Source organism: Azospirillum sp. TSH20, assembly GCF_003115935.1.
Taxonomy (GTDB): Bacteria; Pseudomonadota; Alphaproteobacteria; order Azospirillales; family Azospirillaceae; genus Azospirillum.
Genome location: NZ_LGQU01000102.1, coordinates 22,507 through 43,647 on the forward strand (window position 1 = coordinate 22,507; position 21,141 = coordinate 43,647).

19 protein-coding genes are annotated in these 21,141 nt (G+C 67.7%); 12 read left to right on the forward strand and 7 right to left on the reverse strand.

Annotated elements, in window-relative coordinates:
* Positions 1 to 26: 26 nt before the first annotated feature.
* Positions 27 to 395, forward strand: a complete 369-nt coding sequence (locus TSH20_RS25005; RefSeq protein WP_109157160.1) for a hypothetical protein — start codon at positions 27 to 29, stop codon at positions 393 to 395.
* A gap of 4 nt (positions 396 to 399) precedes the next feature.
* Here the strand turns inward: TSH20_RS25005 and tenA are convergent, their stop codons facing one another.
* The 3 genes from tenA to TSH20_RS25020 all read right to left on the reverse strand — a co-directional run bounded on the left by tenA (position 400) and on the right by TSH20_RS25020 (position 2,807).
* The gene (tenA, locus tag TSH20_RS25010) at positions 400 to 1,086 is read right to left on the reverse strand and encodes a thiaminase II (RefSeq protein ID WP_109157161.1); all 687 of its coding nucleotides are present in this window, start codon (positions 1,084 to 1,086) and stop codon (positions 400 to 402) included.
* A gap of 64 nt (positions 1,087 to 1,150) precedes the next feature.
* On the reverse strand, positions 1,151 to 2,002 hold the full coding sequence (locus tag TSH20_RS25015; RefSeq protein ID WP_109157162.1) for an ABC transporter permease: 852 nt from the start codon (positions 2,000 to 2,002) through the stop codon (positions 1,151 to 1,153).
* The gene (locus TSH20_RS25020; protein ID WP_109157163.1) at positions 1,989 to 2,807 is read right to left on the reverse strand and encodes an ABC transporter ATP-binding protein; all 819 of its coding nucleotides are present in this window, start codon (positions 2,805 to 2,807) and stop codon (positions 1,989 to 1,991) included. Before TSH20_RS25020 ends, TSH20_RS25015 begins: the two co-directional genes overlap by 14 nt.
* A 78-nt stretch (positions 2,808 to 2,885) precedes the next feature.
* On the opposite strand from TSH20_RS25020, the gene TSH20_RS25025 reads away from it, so the two are divergent.
* Together TSH20_RS25025 and TSH20_RS25030 are read left to right on the forward strand one after the other, a co-directional pair.
* Complete coding sequence (locus TSH20_RS25025) at positions 2,886 to 4,277, forward strand: ActS/PrrB/RegB family redox-sensitive histidine kinase (RefSeq protein ID WP_109157164.1); 1,392 nt, start codon at positions 2,886 to 2,888, stop codon at positions 4,275 to 4,277.
* A gap of 36 nt (positions 4,278 to 4,313) precedes the next feature.
* The gene (locus tag TSH20_RS25030) at positions 4,314 to 4,883 is read left to right on the forward strand and encodes an ActR/PrrA/RegA family redox response regulator transcription factor (RefSeq protein ID WP_044553362.1); all 570 of its coding nucleotides are present in this window, start codon (positions 4,314 to 4,316) and stop codon (positions 4,881 to 4,883) included.
* A gap of 95 nt (positions 4,884 to 4,978) precedes the next feature.
* Here the strand turns inward: TSH20_RS25030 and TSH20_RS25035 are convergent, their stop codons facing one another.
* Together TSH20_RS25035 and TSH20_RS25040 are read right to left on the reverse strand one after the other, a co-directional pair.
* A complete protein-coding gene (locus TSH20_RS25035; protein WP_085092153.1) occupies positions 4,979 to 5,182 on the reverse strand; it encodes a DUF2892 domain-containing protein in 204 nt (67 codons plus the stop codon).
* Between the two features lie 129 nt (positions 5,183 to 5,311).
* Positions 5,312 to 5,995 carry a Crp/Fnr family transcriptional regulator gene (locus tag TSH20_RS25040; protein WP_109157165.1) on the reverse strand — a complete coding sequence of 228 codons (684 nt, stop codon included), beginning with the start codon at positions 5,993 to 5,995 and terminating at the stop codon, positions 5,312 to 5,314.
* A 275-nt stretch (positions 5,996 to 6,270) separates the two neighbouring features.
* Here TSH20_RS25040 and TSH20_RS25045 point away from each other — a divergent pair, with 275 nt between their 5' ends.
* From TSH20_RS25045 to TSH20_RS25085, 8 genes are all read left to right on the forward strand, one after another.
* On the forward strand, positions 6,271 to 8,544 hold the full coding sequence (locus TSH20_RS25045) for a polysaccharide biosynthesis tyrosine autokinase (RefSeq protein WP_109157166.1): 2,274 nt from the start codon (positions 6,271 to 6,273) through the stop codon (positions 8,542 to 8,544).
* Positions 8,545 to 8,633: 89 nt separating this feature from the next.
* Entirely contained in the window at positions 8,634 to 10,079 is a 1,446-nt protein-coding gene (locus TSH20_RS25050; RefSeq protein WP_109157167.1) for a flippase, read from the forward strand.
* A 408-nt stretch (positions 10,080 to 10,487) separates the two neighbouring features.
* Entirely contained in the window at positions 10,488 to 11,843 is a 1,356-nt protein-coding gene (locus TSH20_RS25055; protein WP_109157168.1) for a nucleotide sugar dehydrogenase, read from the forward strand.
* A gap of 47 nt (positions 11,844 to 11,890) precedes the next feature.
* On the forward strand, positions 11,891 to 12,886 hold the full coding sequence (locus tag TSH20_RS25060; RefSeq protein ID WP_109157178.1) for an SDR family NAD(P)-dependent oxidoreductase: 996 nt from the start codon (positions 11,891 to 11,893) through the stop codon (positions 12,884 to 12,886).
* A gap of 169 nt (positions 12,887 to 13,055) precedes the next feature.
* Positions 13,056 to 14,021, forward strand: a complete 966-nt coding sequence (locus tag TSH20_RS25070; RefSeq protein WP_109153925.1) for a GDP-L-fucose synthase — start codon at positions 13,056 to 13,058, stop codon at positions 14,019 to 14,021.
* A 6-nt stretch (positions 14,022 to 14,027) separates the two neighbouring features.
* A complete protein-coding gene (locus TSH20_RS25075; protein WP_109157169.1) occupies positions 14,028 to 15,323 on the forward strand; it encodes a glycosyltransferase family 4 protein in 1,296 nt (431 codons plus the stop codon).
* Positions 15,320 to 16,561 (forward strand): glycosyltransferase family 4 protein, encoded by a 1,242-nt coding sequence (locus TSH20_RS25080; RefSeq protein ID WP_109157170.1) that lies wholly within the window; start codon positions 15,320 to 15,322, stop codon positions 16,559 to 16,561. Before TSH20_RS25075 ends, TSH20_RS25080 begins: the two co-directional genes overlap by 4 nt.
* Positions 16,562 to 16,563: 2 nt before the next feature.
* Positions 16,564 to 17,712 carry a glycosyltransferase family 4 protein gene (locus tag TSH20_RS25085; RefSeq protein ID WP_109157171.1) on the forward strand — a complete coding sequence of 383 codons (1,149 nt, stop codon included), beginning with the start codon at positions 16,564 to 16,566 and terminating at the stop codon, positions 17,710 to 17,712.
* Positions 17,713 to 17,844: 132 nt separating this feature from the next.
* On the opposite strand, the gene TSH20_RS25090 is transcribed toward TSH20_RS25085, so the two are convergent.
* Positions 17,845 to 18,321 carry an Lrp/AsnC family transcriptional regulator gene (locus TSH20_RS25090; protein WP_109157172.1) on the reverse strand — a complete coding sequence of 159 codons (477 nt, stop codon included), beginning with the start codon at positions 18,319 to 18,321 and terminating at the stop codon, positions 17,845 to 17,847.
* Between the two features lie 136 nt (positions 18,322 to 18,457).
* On the opposite strand from TSH20_RS25090, the gene hppD reads away from it, so the two are divergent.
* Positions 18,458 to 19,531 (forward strand): 4-hydroxyphenylpyruvate dioxygenase, encoded by a 1,074-nt coding sequence (gene hppD / locus TSH20_RS25095; RefSeq protein ID WP_109157173.1) that lies wholly within the window; start codon positions 18,458 to 18,460, stop codon positions 19,529 to 19,531.
* 105 nt (positions 19,532 to 19,636) lie between these two features.
* On the opposite strand, the gene TSH20_RS25100 is transcribed toward hppD, so the two are convergent.
* Complete coding sequence (locus TSH20_RS25100) at positions 19,637 to 20,821, reverse strand: hypothetical protein (protein ID WP_109157174.1); 1,185 nt, start codon at positions 20,819 to 20,821, stop codon at positions 19,637 to 19,639.
* Positions 20,822 to 21,141: the final 320 nt, after the last annotated feature.

Here is a 21,141-nt window from a genome sequence, read left to right on the forward strand (position 1 = left end):
GGGTGTGCGCCATTCAGGGAGACAGCATGTTCACTGCCGCCAGCTTCCGCGTCGGCGACCGCGTGACGATCCGCAGCGGCCAGTCCATTCCGCAATCCATCGCAACGGTGGAGCGCTATAAAGAGGGCGGCCGCTGCATGGTCCTGTCCGACGGCAGCGAATGGCGCGCCGACGGGCGCCGCCAGTGGAGCTTCCGCGGCAGCTACTACAAGGGTCCGGTGGTCGAGCCGTTCGAGGCCGGCGACGACGAGTTCATCGCCCGCCGCCGCGCCATCGGTGCCCTCCGCAAGTTCGGCGACGGCCTGACCATGGATTCGCCGCTGAGCACCGAGGCGCTGCAGCGGATTCTGGAAGCGGTGGACCGGGAGAAGGGTGCGGCCGGCAAGCAGGGGTGATCCTTCACCCCGCCAGCGTCATGCCCATTTCCCAGAAATCGGCTTCCAGCCGGCAGGCCTGACGGAAGACGGTCAGCAGACGGGGGAAGCGCGCCTCCGTCATCCCGTCCGCCGCCAGCCGGTCGAGGTTCTCCCGCGCCGCCTGCGCCACCTCCTGATAGGCCTCCCCCGCATATTCCGCGATCCAGACGCGGTAGGGGTTGGACTCGTCCAGCGCGCCGGGCAGCCCGGCCAGCCGGCGGCCGATCTCGGCATAGCCGATGACGCAGGGGCTGAGCGCCACATGCAGGTCCAGCAGGTCGCCGCGCAGGCCCGTTTCCAGCACATAGCGGGTGTAGGCCATCGTCGCCTTGGCCTCCGCCGCCTGTTCCAGCTCGGCGGCCGGCAGGCCCCAGCCGGCGCACAGACCGACATGCAGGTCCATCTCCACGTCGAGGATCGCCTTCAGGCCGTTCAGTGACGCCCGCATCTCGCGCAGGTCGCGGCCCTTGTAGATGGCGAGCGCATAGGCGCGGGCGAAATGGATCAGAAACAGGTAATCCTGCACCAGATAATGCCGGAAGCACGCCTGCGGCAGCGTCCCGTCGCCCATCCCGTGCACGAAGGCGTGGTCGACATAGGCCGACCAGTCCGGCCGCGCCTCGGCGACGAGCCGGTCGAACAGGTCGGGGCTGCGGGTGTGGGCGGTCATGGGCGCGGTCTCCGGTGTCGCTGACGGAATTGGGCGGACACTCTACCCGCTATTCGCCGGCCCGCTATTCGCCAGTTTGCAGCAAGGCCCCGCGCACGCGCGCCTGGTGGAAGGCATAGAGGAACACGGCGATGCCGGCCGCCATGTAGACCACGTTCAGTCCGACCGCCCAGGCCAGATGGTCCCAGCGCAGGACGCCGTCGAACACCAGCGCCCGCATGCCTTCGAACACATGGGCCGACGGCAGGGCGAGCGACACCGGCTGCAGCCAGGCCGGCAGGACCGAGACCGGGTAATAGACCGCACTGACCGGGGCCAGCATGAAGACGACGATCCAGGCCAGCCCCTCCGCCCCCATGCCGTAACGCAGGATCAGCGCCACGATCAGCAGCCCCAGCGACCAGCCCAGCACGATCAGGTTGGCGAAGAAGGCGGCGAGCGGCAGGCCCAGCGCGAAGACCGAATAGCCGAAGAAGGGAATCGCCAGCGCCGCCGCCGGCAGCACGCCGATCAGGGTGCGCAGCAGGCTCATGGTCATCAGCGCCGTCACCCATTCGCCGGGGCGCAAGGGGCTGACGAACAGATGGCCGAGGTTGCGTGACCACATCTCCTCCAGGAAGGAGATGGAGACGCCGAGCTGGCCGCGGAACAGCACGTCCCACAGCAGCACCGCGCTGACCAGCACGCCGGCACCCTGCGCCACCCATCCGCTGCCGCCGCCGTTGGTCGAGGCCATGAACTGGTTGATGTAGCCCCACAGGATCATCTGCATGGTCGGCCAATAGGCCAGTTCCAGAATGCGCGGCCAGGATCCGCGCAGCAGATACCAGTAGCGCAGAACCATGGCGCCGACCCGCCGCAACGAGAAGTCGGCCCTTGGAATGGCATGGGGGATCGCCTCCTCATTCGGCTGCATCGGCGGCCTCCCCGGCCAGGATCCCGCCGTCGGATGCAACGTCGTCGGACGCGCGGGCGATGTCGAGGAAGACCTCCTCCAGCGTCTGGCGGCCATAGCGGGCGACCAGGGCGGAGGGGGCGCCGCGGTCGACGATCCGGCCCTGCCGCATCATCAGCACGCCGTCGCACAGCCGCTCCACCTCCAGCATGTTGTGGGAGGCGAGCAGGATGGTGGCGCCGGTGCGAAGGCGGTACCGCTCAAGATATGTCCGGATCCAGTCGGCGGTGTCGGGATCGAGCGAGGCGGTCGGCTCGTCCAGCAGCAGAAGCTCCGGGTCGTTGAGCAAAGCTTTCGCAAGGGAAACGCGGGTTTTCTGCCCCGCCGACAGCCCGCCGGAGGGGCGATCGAGAAAACGCGACAGGTCAAGATGCTCGGCCAATTCTTGGACGCGCTTTTTGACGCATGTCAAACCGTAGAGGTGGGCATAGACGGTAAGGTTCTCCCGCACCGTCAGCCGATGGGGCAGTTCGACGTAGGGGGAGGAGAAGTTCATGCGCGGAAGCACGGCATGCCGGTGGCGCGCCATGTCGACGCCCAGGATCTCCACCGTCCCGGCCGTCGGCAGCAAAAGCCCCAGCAGCATCGAGATGGTCGTCGTCTTGCCCGCCCCGTTGCCGCCGAGAAGGCCGGTGACGCTGCCGCGCGGCACGGTGAAGGTGATGGCGTCGACCGCCGTCACGTCCCGTCCGTCCGGAGCCGGGAAGCGCTTGGTCAATCCGTCGGCCCTTATGGCGGGCGATAAGACAGCGATCTGTTCGGTCATGGGCACAGAATATGGCGGTGTCCGCCGCAACCGCCAGGGGCATGCGCTCCAGATGCATGCAGGCCGGGGGTACGGATCATGGTGAGTTTCGCCAGCGCGCTGACCGCACCGCTCCCGCTCGCTTCGCCGCCGCACTGGGCGCAGCCCGACGGCCGCATCACGTTGCGCACGCTGATCCTGATTCGCTGGGTCGCGGTGCTGGGGCAGCTGGCTGCGGTGGCCTTCGTCAATCTCGGTCTGGGTTTCCCGCTGCCGCTGGGGCCGGTCCTGGCCGCCATCAGCGCGTCGGCCCTGCTGAACGTGGTGGCGATGGCCCAGCGCGGCGGCCGGCTCCGGCTGGCCGACCGCGACGCCGCGCTGTATCTCAGCTACGACATGCTGCAGCTGACGCTGCTGCTCTATCTGACCGGCGGGTTGAGCAATCCCTTCGCCATCCTGCTGCTGGCGCCGATGACCGTCGGTGCGGCCATCCTGTCGCGCTACAGCACGGTGCTGCTGACCGGGCTGAACCTGATCTGCCTGACCGCGCTCGCCCTCTGGCACTTCCCGCTGCCGTGGGAGGAGCCGGTGCGCTCGATGGCGCCGCTCTATGCCTTCGGCGTCTGGCTGTCGCTGTCGGTGTCGGCTGTCTTCATCGCCGGCTATGTCTTCCGCGTCGCCGCCGAGGCGCGTCGCTTCGCCGACGCGCTCTCCGCCTCGCAGGTGGCGCTCGCCCGCGAACAGCGGCTGGGCGCGCTGGGTGCCCTCGCCGCTGCGGCTGCGCACGAGCTGGGCTCGCCGCTCGGCACCATCGCCGTGGTGGCGAAGGAGCTGGCGCGCGACCTGCCGCCCGACAGCCCCTATGGCGAGGATGTCGAGCTTCTGCAGAGCCAGGTGATGCGCTGCCGCGAGATCCTGGCCGATCTGGCGCGCAAGCCGGAAGCCGATGGCGGCGACCCGTTCGAACGGCTGCCGCTGACCACGCTGATCGAGGCTGCCGCGGCGCCGCATCGTCTCGGCCACATCGACTTCGTCGTGGAACCCCACCCGGTCGGCGAGGCGGAGGAGCCCTTCCTGCGCCGCAGCCCGGAGATCATCCACGGCATCGGCAACTTCATCCAGAACGCCCACCAGTTCGCCCGCCACAAGGTGACGGTCGCCGCCGCCTGGGACGGCCGCGGCGTCACCATCACGGTGATGGACGACGGCCCGGGCTTTCCGCCCCATCTGCTGGGCCGCATCGGCGAGCCGTACCTGTCGGTGCGTGGCGAGCGGTCCGGCCCGAAGGGGCAGACGGGCGGCGGCCATATGGGGCTGGGCATCTTCATCGCGCAGACGCTGCTGGAAAAGACCGGCGCGACCGTGCGCTACACCAACAATCCGCCGGCCGGCACTCCGCCCGCCGACCAGACCGCCGGCGGGCATTCCAACCAGGGCGGAACGGGTGCGCGGATTTCCGTGCGCTGGAAGACCATCAACGCCAAGAAATGAGGTTTCACGGTGGACACCCTCAAAACAACCGATGACCTGCTGTCGGGCGATGCCGTCAAACTGACATTCACTGGCGACGTCACCCGCAGCCTCCTGATCGTCGACGACGACGCCCCCTTCCGCACGCGGCTGGCCCGCGCCATGGAAAAGCGCGGCTTCAACGTCGTCGCGGTCGATTGCGTCCAGCTCGGCATCGAGGTGGCGCAGGAATCCGCCCCCGCCTTCGCGGTGGTCGACCTGCGGCTGGGCGACGGCAACGGGTTGGACGTGGTATCGGCCCTGCGCGACGCCCGCCCCGACGCCCGCGTCGTCATGCTGACCGGCTACGGCAACATCGCCACCGCCGTCGCCGCGGTGAAGGCCGGCGCCGTCGATTACCTGCCCAAGCCGGCCGACGCCGACGCGGTGGAATCGGCGCTGCTGGCCGATGGCCGGCCGCTGCCGCAGCCGCCGGAAAACCCGATGTCGGCCGACCGGGTCCGTTGGGAGCACATCCAGCGCGTCTTCGAACAGTGCGACCGCAACGTCTCCGAGACCGCGCGCCGCCTGAAGATGCACCGCCGCACCCTGCAGCGCATCCTGAACAAGCACGCCCCGCGCGCCTGACGATCCGCGGCTCCGGCCGAGGCTCTTGGTCAGGAAACGCGAACGGCCCGCCCCGGAAGGGAGCGGGCCGTTCGCATGTCCGGCTAACGCATCGGTCAGGCGGTGCGGTCTTCCGTCCGGCAGGTCTTGATGCCCAGCAGCGTGTAGGCCGGGCAGAAGCCGACGACGGCCGTCAGCAGCGGCACCAGCCCGACCAGTCCCCACAGGGTCTGCGGACCGACGACGGTCAGCGAAATCAGGATCAGCCCGACGATGGCGCGCAGCGCGCGATCCACCGGGCCCATGTTGCGGCAATTCATGGCGGCACCTGTCCGGTATTGAAGCGATGTCCACGGGACCCGCGTCCCGCATCGCACCGGTTTATGCCGAGCCGCCGCTTGCGTCTGTGACGGAGTCACAGGGGGCCGACTCCGGTAAAAGATTGCCCCTCACCGTTCCTCCGCCAGCGCCAGCAGGGCCGCCGGGTCGAGCACTTGGATGCGGCCGCGCGACAGGGCCACGAATCCGCGGCGCTCGAACTCCTTCAACTGGCGGCTCACCACCTCGCGCGCGGTGCCCAGCTCCACCGCCAGCGCCTGATGGGTGGTGTCCAGCCTGCCAGTCGTGTCGCGGCGGTCGGCCAGGAAGCGGGCGAGGCGCAGGTCGACGCGGCCGAAGGCGACCTCCTCGATCAGCATCATCATGCCGGTCAGCCGGTTGCCGAAGGACGCGAAGACGAAGTCGCGGAAGGCGGCGGAGCGCGCCACCAGTTCGTGGAAGGGGCCGGCCGCCAGCGCCACCGCGTCGATGTCGGTCTCCGCCACCGCCTCGGCGCTGTAGGGCTTGTCGGTCAGCAGGCAGGCGGTGGTGACGATGCAGGTCTCGCCACGGCCGACGCGGTACAGCACGATCTCGCGCCCGGTCTCCGATGCCATCTGCACCCGCACCGCGCCGTCGAGAACCATCAGGAAGGTGTGACATCGGTCACCGGCACGGAACAGGACGGTCCCGCGCGGAACGTTCACCCGCCGCCCGGCGTTGCCCAGAAGGGTCGCCGAGTCCTCGTCCAGCTTCGCCAATGTCGGGAAAAGTGCCGGGATTTCCGCCAACCGGCCGGTACGATCGAACGTCATGGAACCTGTCCTTCCGAGTAACCCCCATTATCCCCGGTCCTGCATCGACGGTCCATACCGCACTGCAACAGGGTCAGGAAGGCTACCCACTGCGCGCCCATTGCTCACCTCATGCACTGGATGGCCGATGCAACGGCTGGACTAACACTGCGTTTCAGCCAATCGGACGAACCGCCGAGCCTGCCCGCCGGACAGCATCAGCTGCCCGGAATGGAGGATCGGGCTAACGGATGGTCCTATGGCCGCGCTTCTGGTCGTTACGCGAGGAGGACCCTTTGGCCACCCAGGAACTTCAGGAACAACCCCGACGCAATACCCCTGAGTCTCGGCGGGGCTCCGGTTCCGCCTCCCCCGGCATCTCCTATGATCTGTCGGCCAGCGCCGCCAGTGCGGTGCGCCGGACAACCGGCCTGCTGCGCCGGCACAAGCTGCTGATCGGCACGGTGATCGTGCTCGGCACCGGGCTGGCGGCCCTGGTCGCCTTCCGGATGACGCCGCTCTACACCGCCGAAACCCTCATCATGGTCGAGCACCGCAAGAACACCGTCCTGAATTTCGAGGGCGTGGTGTCCGACATGACCCCCGACATCAGCGCGCTGCAGAGCGAGGTCGCGATCCTGAAGTCGCCGGCCTTCGCCGAAAAGGTGGTGGCGAAGCTGAAGCTGATGAACGATCCGGAGTTCAATTCGGCGCTGCGTCCGCCGCCGCCGGGGTGGCTCGCCGCGCTGAATCCGCGCAACTGGATCCCCGACAGCTGGAAGAGCGGCGGCACCGTGCCGCTGTCGCCGGAGGAGATCGAGCGCAACCAGATGACCTCGGTCGTCAATGCGGTGCTCGACAACACCTCGGTCCGGCCGCAGGGGCGTTCCTATGTCATCGCCGTCAGCTTCGACAGCGAGGACCCGCGCAAGGCGTCGCTGATCACCAACACCATGGCCGACCTTTATCTGGTCGACCAGCTGGACGAGAAGTTCAAGGCGTCCAAGCGCGCCACCCAGTGGCTGGAGGAACGGCTGGCCGACCTGCGCAAGGAGGCGCAGACGACCGGCGACGCGGTCGAGAAGTACCGCACCGAGCATGGCCTGACCACCTCGTCCAACAACGAGAGCACGGTTGTCGGCCAGCAGCTGAGCCAGCTCAACACCGACTATATCCTGGCCCGCACCAAGCGGCAGGAGGCGGAAACCAAGCTGCGTGACGTCACCGCGATGGCGAACTCGCCGCGCGGCGCCTCGGCGGTCGGCGACGTGCTGGGCTCCCCGCTGATCCAGGCATTGCGTGAGCGCGAGGTCGACCTGCAGCGCCAGATCGCCGACGCCACCAACCGCTACGGCGCCAAGCACCCGATGCTCCAGGCCCTGCAGAGCCAGCTGCGCGACCTGCAGAGCCAGATCAAGGCCGATGTCGGCAAGATCGTCGCCAACCTCAGCAACGAGGTCGAACTGGCGAAGGGTCGCGAGCAGGCGCTGAAGGCCAGCCTGGACCAGGCCGAGGCCAAGCAGAACCAGCAGCAGCAGGCGACCGTTGGCCTGCGCACGCTGGAACGCGACGCCAGCACCGCCCAGGCGATGTACGAATCCCTGCTGACCCGCTCGCAGCAGATCGCGGCGCAGACCGATATGCGCCAGCCCGACGCCCGCGTGGTGTCGGAGGCGGCGATCCCGCTCGATCCGTCGCAGCCCAACCGCAAGCTGATCCTGCTGCTGGCGCTGGTGGCGTCGGGCACGCTGGGCGTGCTGCTGGCCATGCTGCGCGAACGCTCCGACGGCGGTTTCCGCAGCCCGCACCAGTTCGAACTGGCGACCGGCGTGCGCAGCCTGGGCATCGTGCCGCGCATCCCGCGCTTCGGCGGCTCGCCGGCCGCCTATGTGGTCGACAAGCCGATCTCCGCCTTCGCGGAATCAATGCAGAACCTGCGCACCTCGCTCCTGCTCGCCAATCCGGACGGGCGGCACCGGGTGATCCTGTTCAGCTCGTCGGTTCCGGGCGAGGGCAAAAGCTCCGTCGCCGCGGCCTTCGCCCGCACCTGCGCCAACGCCGGCCAGCGGACGATCCTGGTCGACTGCGACCTGCGGCGGAAGAGCCTGCACGAGATGCTGGGCCTGTCCAACAACCGTGGCCTGTCGGAGGTTCTGGCCGGCACCGCGGCGCTGGAGGAAGCGATCCAGGTCGATCCGCGCACCGGGCTGCACGTCATCGTCGCCGGCCATGGTCCGTCGCTGCCGCAGGATGCCCTGGGGTCGTCGGCCATGCACCAGCTGCTGTCGCGCCTGTCGGTCAACTATGACCGCATCGTGCTGGATTCGCCGCCGGTGCTGGCGGTGTCGGAAGGCAAGCTGCTGGCGGCGCTCGCCGACCAGACCGTCTTCATCGTCCGCTGGGGCATGACCAAGCGGGGCACCGCGATGGCCGGCCTGAAGGAGGTGATCGAGGCCGGCGGCGAGGTGGTGGGCGTCCTGTTCAGTCAGGTCGATACCCGCCGCCATGCCCAATACGAGTTCCCGGACAGCGGCCGTTATCACGGCTACCGCCGCTACTACGCGAACTGAGGAAGACCCTTCTCTCCCGCCCCGAAAAGGCGGGAGAGGAGTTTTTGCGCCGTGCAACGTGACGTTTTGAACCACTGAAGAGCCCATGAATGTCCGCTGGACACCGCATCTTCCGGAACATCCGCGCCCTTGCCGCCGCCAAGATGGCGACGATGGCGAGCGGTCTGGTCACCGCCGCCTGGACCGCGCGGGTGCTGGGGCCGGACAGTTTCGGCGTGCTGGGCTTCGGCACCTCGCTGATGGCCTATGCGGCGCTGTTCGTGAACATGGGCCTGTCCACCTACGCCATCCGCGAGATCGCCCGCGATCGCGAGCAGGCGGCCGAGCTGTCGGAGCATGTGCTGACCCTGCGCACCGTCCTGGCTGTGGTGGTGGGCGTCCTCTATGCCGCCTTCATCCTTTCCCTGGATAAGCCAATGGAGGTGAAGGCGGTTCTTCTGGTACAGGCGGTCCAGCTGCTCGGGAACGCCCTGGTGCTCGACTTTGTTTATCAGGCGACCGAGAAGATGGGGGTGATCGCCACGCGCGAGATCGGCACCTCCATCGGCTCGATGCTTCTCGTCTTTCTGCTGGTGCGTGGGCCTGAGGACGCCATCACAGCAGCCGCCATCACCGGCGGATCGATCACCGTCAACGCGCTGGTGATGATCGGCCGGTTCCGCCGCGATTTCGGCACGCTGCGCCCGCGGGTCGACCTGAAGGTCTGGCGCGAGATCCTGACGGCGGCGACGCCGATGGCGGTCGGCGTCTTCGCCTGGGCGATCTTCACCCATCTGGACGTGGTCATGCTGGGCTTCCTGGCCCCGCACACCGAGGTCGGCTGGTACAGCGCGGCGGTGAAGATCCAGACCCTGGCCAATCTGGTCGGCAACATCGTGATGAACGCCTTCCTGCCGCAGCTGGCGGCGGCCTATGGCGAGTTGGGGCCGATGCGCGACCGGATGCGGGCCTATGCCTCCGTCATGCTGGCGGTCGGCGGGCTGGTCATCGCCGGCGGCCTCGCCCTGGCGCCGTCCATCCTGGGAACGCTGTTCGGCGATGCCTACGCCCCGGCGACCCTGGCGCTGCGGCTGCTGATGCTGGCCTCGGCGGTGGTCTACGCCAACATGATCCTGGGCAACCCGCTGCTCGTCTGGCACCGGCAGACCGGCTACATGATCGCCATGCTGTCGGGCGGCGCGCTGAACGCCCTGCTGAACATCTGGTGGATCCCGCGCTACGGCATCGAGGGGGCCGCGATGGCGACCTTCACCGCGGAACTGGCCGCCACGGTCGCCATCGCCTGGATCCACCGGCAGACGGTCGGCGAGCTGTATGGCGGGATCGCCGCGAAGGCGTTGCTGTGCGCCGGCGCCGCCGTCGCCGCGGCACTGGCACTCGACCGGTTCGCCGCCCCGCTGTTCGACCGGATGCCGGCGCTGGTGGATTTCGTCATCGGCAGCGTGGCGATGGTCGCGGTCTATGCGGCCATGGCGGTGCTGACGGGACTGGTACAGCTGAAACGGTTGCGCCGTCTGACCAGCGCCACGGCCTGAGAGGGGCGGGTCGTGGCAGGGCGGGCAGATGCAACCCTCAATTTCGCAATGCCGGGCCGATCCATGCCGGCAGCTGAAGCGGATTGCGCCTATTGCACCACTTTCGAACGTCTCTGTTGGTGCCTCCAAGCATTCATTTGGCGTCGGCGAGGGTTAGTACTCTTAATACGTCGGTGATCGGCAATCATAGTCTTTTCATCCGACGGTGATTTCTGAAACACTTCGCGCTGCACAACGCCGGTAACGGGGTACTTCATCGTCACGGCGAAGTCACAATAAGAAAACAATTTCGAATTTCGAGGTTTCTCCGTCTGCATCCTTGCCAACAGGGCTGGGCAGTCGGGGCGTCTCCAAACTCTCGGCAACCCGCCGCCGGTGGCGGGGCCTTAGCAAACGGCAGGAGCGACGATGCTTCCCAAGACTTTTTCCGATCGTAACGTCTGCGTCCTCGGGCTCGGCTATGTCGGCCTGACGCTGGCGGTGGCGATGGCGGACGCCGGCTTCCAGGTGCATGGGGTCGAGGTGCGGCAGGACGTGCTCGACAAGCTCGGCCAGGGCAACCCGCACTTCCACGAACCGGGCCTGACGGAGAAGCTGCGCCACGTCATCTCGCGCGGCCGCTTCACCTTCAGCCGCAATCAGGACGATTGCAGCCAGGCCAGCGTCTTCATCATCACGGTCGGCACGCCGCTGAGCAAGGACGGCCGGGTCCGCACCGACATGATCGAGGCGGCGACCCGTCAGGTCGCCAGCTGCCTGCATGACGGCGACCTGGTCATCCTGCGCTCCACCGTGAAGCTGGGCACCACCCGCAACATCGTGGCGCCGATCCTGCGCGCCACCGGCAAGCAGTTCGACATCGCCTTCTGCCCGGAACGCACGCTGGAAGGCCAGGCGCTGCTGGAGTTGAACCAGCTGCCGCAGATCGTCGGGGCAGAGAGCATGGACGTCGCCACCCGCGCCGCCCAGATCTTCGGCTTCCTGACGCCGACCACCGTCAAGGTCTCCACCCTGGAGACGGCGGAGCTGATCAAGCTGGTCGACAACACCTACCGCGACGTCACCTTCGCCTTCTCCAACGAGATCGCCAAGCTGTGCAACGCCATGGAGATCTCGGCGGTCGAGGTGGCGCGCGCCGGCAAGCTGGGTTATCCGCGCACCAACCTGCCGCTGCCCGGCCCGGTCGGCGGTCCCTGCCTGGAGAAGGACCCCCACATCCTGATCGAGGCGGCGCGCGAGGTCGGCGTCGACATGGCGATCACCGCCGCCGGCCGTCTGGTCAACGAAAGCCAGCCGATCGAGGTCGCCGACTTCCTCGGCAAGCTCGCCAATTCGATGCAGGGCTTCCCCCAGGCGCCGACCATCAGCCTGATGGGCCTCGCCTTCAAGGGCCGGCCGGCGACCGACGACCTGCGCGGCACCATGGCCAAGCCGGTGCTGGAGGAGCTGCGCCAGCGCTTCCCCACCGCCCGCCTGCGCGGCTTCGATGCGGTGGTGCGGCCGGACGACATCCGCTCCTTCGGGCTGGAGCCGGCGGCCAACATGGCCGAGGCGGTGTCCGGCGCCAATCTGGCGGTGATCCTGAACAACCACCCGGTCTTCACCTCCATGCCGCTGCCGGATCTGGCCCAGCGGATGGACCGGCCGGGCGTGATCTACGACTTCTGGAACAACTTCAACAGCCGCGATGTCGACCTGCCGGAAGGCACCGCCTACGTGGCTCTCGGCAGCCATGGCGCCGCCCGCTACGCGCACGTGGCCTGACGGCGTCGGGCCGGCCAAAGGGGTTTGGGAAGAGGAATTTGACCGACATGAAACACTATCTCGTCACCGGCGGCAGCGGCTTCATCGGCGCCGCCCTGGTCCACCGGCTGGTCCGTGACGGCCACCGCGTCCGCGTTCTGGACGACAACTCGCGCGGTCATACCGGGCGGCTGGCCGGCGTGCTGGACGATGTCGAATTCGTCCAGGGCGATATCCGCGACGCGGCCGCGGTGCGCGATGCGGTGCGCGGCGTCGACGGCGTGCTGCATCTGGCCGCCGTCAACGGCACCAAGCATTTCTACGAGAAGCCGGAGGTGGTTCTGGACGTCGGCGTGCGCGGCATGCTGAACGTGCTGGACGCCTGCCGCGCCGACGGCGTGGGCGACCTCGTCGTCGCCTCCTCCTCGGAGGCCTACCAGACCCCGCCGATGGTGCCGACGCCGGAGGAGGTGCCGCTGGTCGTGCCGGACGTGCTGAACGCCCGCTACAGCTACGGCGGCTCCAAGCTGATCTCGGAGCTGCTGGCGATCAACTGGGGCCGCAGCGGCTTCGACCGCGTGGCGATCTTCCGCCCGCACAATGTCTACGGCCCCGACATGGGCTGGGAGCATGTGGTGCCGGAATTCTCCCGCCGGGCGGTGGAGGCCATCGCGAGCCACCCGAGCGGGGCGGTGCCCTTCAAGATCCAGGGTGACGGCCGTCAGACCCGCGCCTTCGTCCACATCGACGACGCCATCGACGGCATCGTGACGGTGATCGACAAGGGCGAGCATCTCGGCATCTACCACATCGGCAACCCGGAGGAGGTCACCATCGCCGACCTCGCCCGCCAGACGGTCGCCTGCCTCGGCCGCGAGGCCCAGGTGATGCCGGGTCCTGCCGCTCCCGGCGGCACCGACCGCCGCAGCCCCGACATCGCCAAGCTGACCGCGCTCGGCTTCACCCCGCGCATCCCGCTCTCCGCCGGCCTGCCCGGCGTGGTCGAGTGGTATGCCGAGCGCGCGCGTGCCGATCTGGGGCGCATGGGGCAGGCGGCGGAGTAGGGGCATCTGCCGGGGGAGTTAGACCCCCACCTAACCTCCCCCGCTGGGCGGGGGAGGGACTGCCGCCGCCCTCCCGAACACGCGCCTGCTCCCTCCCCCGCCCAGCGGGGGAGGGTCGGGGTGGGGGCAAGTGATTGTACCTAGACCTCTTCATCAGGAGACGGCCCGCATGGACCGCAACAGCCGTATCTTCGTCGCCGGACACCGGGGACTCGTCGGATCCGCCGTTCTGCGGCGGCTGACCGAGGCCGGGCACACCGACCTCGTGATCCGCGACCGGTCGCAGCTCGACCTGACCGATCAGGCGGCGGTGCGCGCCTTCTTCGACCGCGAGGGGATCGAGCATGTGATCCTGGCCGCGGCGAAGGTGGGCGGCATCCTCGCCAACGACCGCTTCGGCGGTGACTTCATCCGCGACAACCTGCTGATCCAGAACAACGTCATCGACGCCGCCTGGCGCGCCGGCGTGAAAAAGCTGCTGTTCCTCGGTTCCTCCTGCCTCTACCCGAAGCATGCGGAACAGCCGATCAAGGAGGAGGCGCTGCTGTCCGGCCCGATGGAGCCGAGCAACAAGCCCTACGCCGTCGCCAAGATCGCCGGCATCACCATGTGCCAGGCCTACCGGCGCCAGTACGGCTTCAACGCCATCTGCGCCATGCCGTCCAACCTGTACGGTCCCGGCGACCATTTCGATCCGGAGACCTCGCACGCGCTGCCGGGAATGATCCGCCGCTTCCACGACGCCAAGCTGGCGGGCGATCCGACCGTCACCCTGTGGGGCACCGGCAAGCCGCGGCGCGAGTTCCTCTATGTCGACGACATGGCGGACGCCTGCCTGCATCTGATGGATCATTACGACAGCGAGGAGATCATCAATGTTGGCCCCGGCGACGACATCGCCATCGCCGACCTCGCCGCCATGATCCGCGACACCGTCGGCTACACCGGCACGCTGACCCACGATCTGAGCAAGCCCGACGGCCATCCGCGCAAGCTGATGGACGTGTCGCGCCTGTTCGCCACCGGCTGGCGCCCGAAGGTGTCGCTGGAGGAGGGGCTGCGCCGCACCTACGACTGGTTCCTGGAGAACGCGGCCCCCGAACGCCTCCAGACCTCCAAGCAGGCAGCGGAGTAAAGCCCGATGCCGGACGATTCCATCCATCTGCGGCCGCCGGTCTTCGACCGGCCGGCGTCCAAGGCATCACCGGGCCCACAGTCCCTGGCGGACGTGCCCGTGCCGGAAGAGCTGCTGCTCGTGGCGCAGAGCTATTGGCCGGAACCGGCCGGCAGTGCGCCGATGATGACCGACCTCGCCACCGCCTTCGCGGCGGCCGGGGCCGAAACGACCGTGCTGACCGCGCGTCCCAACTATCCCGGCAACAAGGTCTATGACGGCTACGCCGACGGGTCGCAGGACAGCAAGACGGTGGACGGGGTGCTGGTCGAGCGGCTGCACACCATTCCGCCGGCCGGCGGCGGCATGAAGGCCCGGCTGATCCACGAAGGCGTGCTGCATGCCGGCTTCGCCGCCGCCCGTGCCCGCGGCCGGGTCGGGCGGCACAGCGCCGTGCTGTCGCTCTGCCCGTCGATCCTGTCGGTGGGCATCGCCGACCGCTTCAAGGCACCGGGCGGGCGCCACGTCGCCATCGTCCACGACATCCAGTCCGGCCTTGCCGGCGCGCTGGGCATGGGCGGCAAGGCGGCTGTCAAGGCGATCCGCGCCATGGAGCGCCGGGCGCTGAACCGCGCCGACGCCATCGTCGTTTTGTCGGAGCCGATGCGCGGCGTGCTGGAGGAGCTGGGCGTCACCCGGCCGATCCATGTGATCCCGCCCCATGTCGATGCCGACGCGGTCTATCCGCTGCCGCGCCGCGACCAGCCGCCGACGGCGCTGTACAGCGGCGCCTTCGCCCGCAAGCAGGGGCTGGAGCAGGTGCTGGATATGGCCGGTCATCTGGCGGAGCTGATGCCGAATGCGCGCATCAAGCTGCGCGGACAGGGCGGCCTGGAGGAGGAGCTGAAATCGCGCGCCCGCGCCATGGGCCTCAGCAACGTGATCTTCCAGCCGCTGGCACCCAAGGACCAGTTGAACGAAGCGATGGCGGAGGGCGACGTCCATCTCGTGCCCCAGCGGCCGGAAGGGGCGGCCTTCGCCATGCCCGGCAAGGCGGTGACCATCCTCGCCGCCGGCCGGCCCTTCGTCAGCACCTGCCTGCCCGGATCGGCGCTCGCCACGCTGGAGGCGCAGGTCGGCGCCTTCCTGTGCACCCCGCCGGAGGAACCGCGCGCCATGGCCGAGGCGGTGGCGGCCCTGCTGTCGGACCCCGCCCGCGCCACCGCCATGGGACGCCGCGGCCGTGCCTGGGTGGAGGCGAACGCCACCCGTGCCGTGGCGCTCGACCGCTACGCCCGCCTTCTGTTGGGAGAGGCAGCATGAAGAAGCCCGCGCTGGTCTTCAGCTGGGAGATGTTCGGCCCCTACCACATGGACCGGCTGGAAGCGGTCGGCCGCCGGCTGGGTCATGTCTATGACGTGATCGGGCTGGAGGTCGGGTCGAAATCGCACACCTACGCCTGGGATTCGACCGGATCGGGTCAGAATTTCCGCAAGATCACCCTGTTCCCCGGCCAGTCGAAGGCCGACCTGTCGACGGCCACGGTGTACCGCGCCCTGCTGCGCGAATGCCGGCGCGTCGACGCCCGCTATGTCTTCCTGTGCCATTACGAGGATCCGGACGTCTTCGCCCTCGCTCTGACCATGCGGCTGATGGGGCGCAAGGTCATCAACATGAACGCCTCCAAATACGACGACAAGCCGCGCATCCTGTGGCGGGAGATGGTCAAGAGCGTCTTCTACTCCCCCTATCAGGCGGGGATCGGCGGAAGTCACCGCACGGTGGATTACTTCCGCCTGTTGGGACTCCCGAAGGATCGGCTCTATATCGGGTATGACACGCTGTCGCTGGACCGCATCCGACGACTGTCCGGGATGGAGCCGGCTCCTGGGGGAGTACCCTTCGCCGACCGCCACTTCACCATCATCGCGCGCTTCGTCCCGAAGAAGAACTTGTTCCGGGCGGTCGAAGCCTACGACATTTACCGGAAGTTGGCCGGTCCGGCCGCCCGTCCGCTCCACCTCTGCGGCTCCGGTCCGCTGGAGGCGGAATTGCGGGCCGAGGTGACGCGGCGCGGGCTGGACGGGTCGATCATCTTCCGTGGCTTCCTGCAGGAGAAGGGGATTGCCGAGACGCTGGGATCGACGCTCTGCCTGCTTCTGCCGTCGCTGGAGGAGCAGTTCGGTCTGGTGGTGAACGAGGCTTTGGCCATGGGTGTGCCGACCATCCTGTCCGACCAGTGCGGCGCGCGCGACGTGCTGATCCGCAGCGGGCTGAACGGCCACATCGTGGAGCCGGACAACCCGGAGGGGCTGGCGCGCTACATGCTGTCGGTCGCGGCGGACGAGGACGAGTGGCGCCGCCTGAGCCTGAACGGCCGGCCCTTCCAGGCGTTGGCCGACGCCAGCTTCTTCGCCCAGTCGGTGGAGAAGGCCGTCGTGGCGCTGGGCGGCCCGAAGGCGGAGCGCAGCGCGGACACGGACTATGTGTCCGACTATTCCGCCGATCCGGAGGGTGGCCAGCATGGCCGGTCGACCGGAGCGGCATTGACCGGGAGTTGACGATGGAACGGAACGCGCGCACCCATGTGGTCGTCTCCGGGCGCCTGCCGCCTCCGGTGGACGGGATGAGCCGGGTGACGGCCCTGGTGCTGGAGCGTCTGCAGGACCGCATGCGGGGGCGCGGCCGCGTGGAGGTCGCCGACCTGTCGCCCGGTTGGAACGGTGGTGGTGTCGCTTACCATCTGCGCAAGATGACGCGGGTGTTCGGCGCCATGGGCCGGCTCGCCGCCGGGCTGCGCAAGCCGGACCGCCGCTTCTACATGCCGGTGGATTCCGGCTGGGGCACGCTCTACACCGCCGCGCTCGCCGGGACCGCGCGGCTGTTCGGCTACGAGCAGGTGCTGCACCATCACTCCTTCGCCACCATCAGCAAACCGACCTGGCGGATGCGGCTGCTGACCCGGGTGGCCGGCGCCGGCTGCACCCATGTGCTGCTGTGCCCGGCGATGCAGATGCGCTTCCAGTCGGTCTATCCGGCGGCGCGCACCTGCATGACCATGTCGAACGCCATCTTCTCCACGCCCGGCGCGGCCCCGCGTCCGCGGCGCGACGGCCCCCTGCGCATCGGCCACCTGTCGAACCTGTGCGGCGAGAAGGGGCTGGACACGCTGTTCGCCCTGCTGCGCGCCCTGCAGCTGGAGGGGGTGGACGCCAAGCTGGTGCTGGCCGGACCGGGGCTGAAGCCAAGGGACAATGCGATGGTGGCCGCCGGGTTGATGGCCTTCGACGGGGCGGTCGAGTATCACGGCCCGGTCCATGGCGAGGCCAAGGAGGCCTTCTACCGCGACATCGACGTCTTCGTCTTTCCCACCCAGTACCGCAACGAAGCGCAGCCGCTGGTCCTGTTCGAGGCGATGGCCGCCGGCGTGCCGGTGCTGGCCTACGAGCGCGGCTGCATCGGCTCCGACATTCCGGCCGACGGGCTGGTGCCCCAGAACACCGACTTCGTGAAAGCGGCGCTGCCGATTCTGGCGGCCTGGGCCGACGACCGCGAGGCGCTCGCCGCCGCCTCGGCGCAGACGCTGACCCGTGCGAGAGTCGCCTACGAGACCAGCCGCACCGGCCTGGACCTGCTGCTCGACCGCATCGCCGGCCCGCATCCGACAGCCGCCGCCGCGGCCGTGCCGGCCAAGCGCCGCGTGGCGGGGTAGGGGAGGCCCCCTCTTTCGGCCGTCATTCCCGCGAAGGCGGGAATCCAGGCGTTTCAAGTGCTTGAGTAGGAAACCTGGATCCCCGCCTTCGCGGGGATGACAACTTGTAATAGTGACTGCAATGGCGGCGCGCTACGCCCCGCTTCCCAGCGGCAGAGCCGTCTCGAACTTGATTTCCTTCAGGGCGAAGTTGGAGCGGATGCGGACCTGGAAGGGCAGCTGGAAGACGAACTCCTCCAGGAAGCGGTTGTAATCGGCGATGGCTCGCACCGCGACCCGCAGCAGATAGTCCGCATCCCCCGACACCGCATAGCATTCCAGCACTTCCGGCCGCTTGCGCACCGCGTCGATGAAGAGGGCGGCAGTCTCGGCCGAATGATGGTCCAGCGTCACATGGGCGAAGACGCACTCGCCGACCGATGCCGCCTTGGGATCGACCAGCGCCGTGTAGCGGCGGATCACCCCGGTTTCCTCCAGCGACTTCAGACGGCGCCAGCAGGAGGACGGCGAGGTGCCGACCCGGTCGGCCAGCTCCTGCACGGTCAGGCGCGAATCCTCCTGCAAAGCGACCAGGATTTTGATGTCGATTTCCGACAGGGCGGCGGACAACGGCAAATTTCTCCGGTATGGCTGATCAGCACGGAAAATCCTGCCAAAATCATAGGTGTGCCTGCCCCACTTTGAAAGCTATTTCCACAGATAGTCCGGCATACTGATCGCAGAACAAACCAAGGGAGAGACGATCATGGCCGACATGTGGGAAAACCCGATGAAGACCGATGGATTCGAGTTCATCGAATTCACCGCGCCGGATACGGTGGCGCTGGGCCGCCTGTTCGAGCAGCTGGGCTTCACCGCAATCGCCCGCCACCGGTCGAAGGACGTCACGCTCTACCGCCAGGGCGACGTGAACTTCATCGTCAATGCCGAGCCGTCGGGCTTCCCGCGCAACTTCGCCGCCCAGCATGGCCCGTCGATCTGCGCCATCGCCTTCCGCGTCGCCGACGCCGCCTTCGCCTATCGCCGGGCCGTCGATCTCGGCGCCTGGGGTGTCGAGAACCGCGTCGGCGCGATGGAGCTGAACATCCCCGCCATCAAGGGCATCGGCGATTCGCTGATTTACCTCGTCGACCGCTATGGCGAGCGCGGCAGCATCTACGAGGTCGATTTCGTGCCGCTGCCGGGGGTTGACCAGCATCCGAAGGGCGCCGGCCTGACCTACATCGACCACCTGACCCACAACGTCCACACCGGGCGGATGGAGGAGTGGGCCGACTTCTACACCCGCCTGTTCGGCTTCCGCGAGATTCGTTACTTCGACATCGAGGGCAAGCTGACCGGCCTGCGGTCGAAGGCGATGACCAGCCCCTGCGGCAAGATCCGCATCCCAATCAACGAGTCCGCCGACAACAAGTCGCAGATTGTCGAATATCTGCGCGACTACAAGGGCGAAGGCATCCAGCACGTGGCGCTCGGAACCGACGACATCGTCCACACCGTGGAGACGATGCGCGGCATGGGCACCCCGTTCCAGGACACGCCCGACACCTATTACGAGCGCGTCGACAGCCGCGTGCCCGGCCACAACCAGGACCTGAAGCGCCTGCAGGCCAACCGCATCCTGGTCGACGGCGCCCCGACCGAAGGGCAGGGTCTGCTGCTGCAGATCTTCACCCAGAACGTCATCGGCCCGATCTTCTTCGAGATCATCCAGCGCATCGGCAACGAAGGCTTTGGCGAAGGCAACTTCAAGGCGCTGTTCGAATCCATCGAACTCGACCAGATCCGCCGCGGCGTGCTGAGCGAGAACGCCGCCTGACCGCTGGCAGGCGCGTCCGGCACGCCGGCGACGCCGGGGCTCGGCCGACATGATCCTCCATGTTATAGAGCGGACCGCCGACCGTCAGGCCGGCGGTCCTCCCGCTTATGTCGCCAGTTCGCATGCATAGAGCCTGCCGCGCTGCTGGTGCAGGTTGATCACCGCCTCGTCGGAGCCGCGGAACACGCCATTGCCGTAGCAGACGTCGTCGCGGCACAGCAGCATGCCCACCATGTGGATGGCCCGCCCAGTCTCGTCCTTATAGTCGAACTGGTCGAGATAGGGCTGGAACATCATCTCCCGCCAGTCGCGGCGGACCAGTTCCTTCCAATCGTCGTCACTGCACCGCGACCGCACCAGCGTGCCGATGCCGCTCCCGCCGCTGTTCCGCTTGGCGATCCAGTCGCCTTCCAGTTTCAGGAAATCCTCCGCCTCTTCGGCCGATTCGAGACAGACGGAGGGGATCAGGTGCCGGCGCAATTCCTCGTACAGGTCCGCTGGCATCGCCTCGCGCATGATCCGCTCGTCGGAAAGCACGGCGAGGACGCGCTTGTCATGCACCAGGATCAGCGTGCGGACATCGTTGAAATAGTCGCCTGATTCCATCAGCCGGTCGAGGACGGCGGGCGCGAAGAACAGCAGTTCCGTGCGGTCCATCTGGAAAATCATGCGGTCCAGCACCACGCCCCGGGCAGTCAGGCGCCCGTCACGCAGTTCCATCTCCTCCGGCTTCACCGACAGGAAGCGGACGCCGGTGCCTTGCAGATGATCCGACAGGCAGTCGACCTCGCCGCCGGGCTCCTTGCGGTGCACCAGGGCCAGCGTGCTGCCGGGCGCGTAGGGCGCGCACAGATCGTCCCAGAAGTCGCTGTGCCCCTTCGACAGGGCACGGCTGACCATCCAGCCGTTCATCGAATAGCGGGCGCCGATCTCGCAGATCCGCGTCGTGCCGTCACGGTCGAAGATCACGTCCGGCCGGTACCAGCCGACCCGATAGGGCCGCGCTGCGGCCCGGCGCAGGATGTCATCCAATTCCGGCGCCAGGGCATAGATGGCGCGGATGCGGTCGTCCGCGACATAGCGCCCGACCACCGCCCGCAAGGCCATGTCGAGCAGGACGGTCAGCCGGCGCATGCGGTCGCGGTAGGTGCCGGAGATCGACAGCACCTGATCGGCGCAGTCCTTCGGGTCGAGCAGCGCGCGCAGCGCCGCAGGCGGTTCGGCCATCCATCCGGTGGCAGTCTTTTTGGCCTTCGGCTGGGTCAGGACAGGGTAGGGATGGTTGGTCATGGCAGTCATTCGTTGCGGCCGGGGTCTTCAGGCCCGCCCATGGGCCGCCGCTGCCGGCAGTAAGCCGGAAGATGTGCGCTCGAAGGCGTGCATGGAGAGGCAGGCATGATACAAAAAATGGATTTAATTTTGAAATACGTTTATCACAGATAGCTGTGCGTCGCCAACACGGAAGTTTACAAGCCATATCTATGTAGCTTGCACGCTCTGATTGTCTTGAAGGCGCGATATATTTTCCATTTACCTGTAGGGGTTTTGTCCAAAACGGCAGGGTTGCAGGGATTTCACCTTTGTTGACATGTCCACATGATGAAGAGCCG